The 1,929-nt window shown below is 76.3% G+C and carries 3 protein-coding genes; all 3 read left to right on the top strand.

Annotated features, from left to right (window positions below):
* On the top strand, positions 1-795 hold a 795-nt coding region (locus SSNG_RS32105; protein WP_206731353.1), incomplete at its 5' end, for a 4'-phosphopantetheinyl transferase family protein.
* Complete coding sequence (locus SSNG_RS32100; RefSeq protein WP_007268109.1) at positions 785-1,114, top strand: hypothetical protein; 330 nt, start codon at positions 785-787, stop codon at positions 1,112-1,114. The genes SSNG_RS32105 and SSNG_RS32100, both read left to right, overlap by 11 nt.
* A gap of 7 nt (positions 1,115-1,121) precedes the next feature.
* Positions 1,122-1,929, top strand: an 808-nt coding sequence (locus tag SSNG_RS32095; protein WP_063749934.1) for an alpha/beta fold hydrolase, incomplete at its 3' end; no start/stop codon positions are given.

Here is a 1,929-nt window from a genome sequence, read left to right as displayed (position 1 = left end):
CCCCGGAGGTGTGCGGCATCGGCGAACCGCAGCCCGTGCGGCTGGTGCCTGGCCCGCAGGCGCTGGAGCGACCCCGCCTCGCAGGAGCTGGTGATGCGCCGCTACCTCGGCGCCGCCGAGCGGGCGGCGTACGAGCGGCTGTCGCCGCGGGCGCGCGGGCCCTGGCTGCTCGGCCGGATCGCGGCCAAGGACGCGCTGCGGCAGCTGCTGTGGGACGGCGGCGCCGGACCCGTCTTCCCGGCGGAGGTGCCGGTCGGCAACGACCCGGCGGGCCGCCCGCTGGCGCTGGGGCCGCTCACCGCCGGGTTCGGGCTGACGATCGCCCACAAGGACCGGATCGCCGTGGCCCTCGCCCGTCCCGGCCGGGCGGTGGGGATCGACCTGGAGCCGGTGGCCGCCGACCCGGACGCGCTGGTCCGCGTCGCCCTCGGGCCGGGGGAGCTCGCCCTCGCCGAGGCGCTCGCCGGCACCCCGTCGGGCGCCTGGGGTGCCCGGGGCGCCGGCGGCCTGCCCGCCGCGCTGACCGCCCTGTGGTGCGCCAAGGAGGCCGCCGCCAAGGCGGACGGCAGCGGACTCGGCGGCCGGCCGCGCGAGTGGCGGGTGTCCGCCGACCCGGACGGCGACCCGTTCTCCGGGGACGGCTGCCTGCTGGTGCGGTCCCCGGGCGGCCGCCCGTACCCGGTGCGCACCACCCTGCTCGACTCCTCGCCGCCCGGCCACGTCGTCGCGTGGACCTGCGACGGCACACCGCCCGACGTCCCCTTCCACCTCACGGAGACACGCCATGGGAAATGACATCCTCGCCGAGATCACCGGCATGCTGGTGGAGATCGTCGGCGACGAGTACCTGCTCGCGGACGAGGTCACGATGAAGACGACGTTCAACGAGGACCTCGCCCTGGAGAGCATCGAGTTCGTCGCCCTCGCCGAGGCGCTGCACCACCGCTACGGCGCCGCGGTGGACCTGATGGGCTTCCTCGCGGAGAAGGACATGGACGCGATCCTCGCCATGTCCGTCGGTGAACTCGTCACCCACATCGGGCGGATCACGCACGCCTCCCTGGCCCGCGGCGCGGCGGGGAGCGGAGCCACCTCCGCCGCCGTGGCCGGCTGAGCCCGCCGTGGCCTTCGTCCGCGCGGGTTCCCTGCGCTTCCACGTCCAGCGGCTCCCCGCCGCCCCGGCGGCCGCGGCGGCCGGTCCCGGCCGGCCCCTGGTGGTGTTCCTGCACGGCCTGGTCGTCGACAACCTGTCCTCCTTCTACTGTCCGGTGGCGCTGCCGGCCGCCCGGGCCGGGCACGAGGTGCTGCTCTACGACCTGCGCGGCCACGGCCGCACCGAGCGCCCGGTCGACGGCTACGACAGCCGGACCGCCGTACGGGACCTGTTCGGTCTGCTCGGCTCGCTGGGGCTGGGCCGGCGGCCCGTGCACCTGGTCGGCAACAGCTACGGCGCCACCCTGGCCCTGCACGCGGCGCTGGCCCGGCCCGACCTGGTTACCGGGCTCACCCTCCTCGAACCGCCGCTCGGCGGGCCGTGGGTGGAGAACATGGTGGACACCCTGTCGGCGGCCGCGCTGAGCCTGGAGGACAGCCCGGTGCCGTCCGAGCTGCTGGCGCTGCGGCTGCGCAAGGCGGCGCACCTGACCGCCATCGCCGACGACCTGCTCAACCGGACCACCCTGATCGACGACATCGCCGGGAGCCGCGCCTTCACCCCGGCCGACTACGCGCGGCTGCGCTGCCCGGCGCTGGTCGTCTGCGGCGAGCACTCCGAACTGGTGCCGGAGGCCCGGGAACTGGCCCGCCACGCGCCGGCGGCGGAGCTGCGGATCCTGCCGGGCCTGGGGCACGACGTCCTCAAGGAGAGCAGCGGGGTGCTGCGGGACTCGGTCCTGGCGCTTCTTGCCGAGACGGCGGAGGCCGCGGCGT

Origin of the sequence: Streptomyces sp. C (assembly GCF_000158895.1) — a bacterium.
In the GTDB taxonomy this organism is placed as follows: domain Bacteria; phylum Actinomycetota; class Actinomycetes; order Streptomycetales; family Streptomycetaceae; genus Streptomyces; species Streptomyces racemochromogenes.
The sequence above is the reverse complement of the archived record's forward strand: the minus strand, read 5'-3'. Positions and strand labels throughout refer to the sequence as shown.

Coding starts and splice junctions, on each gene's coding strand:
- SSNG_RS32100 (WP_007268109.1), top strand. CDS start 785: ATGGGAAATGACATCCTCGCCGAGATCACCGGCATGCTGGTGGAGATC.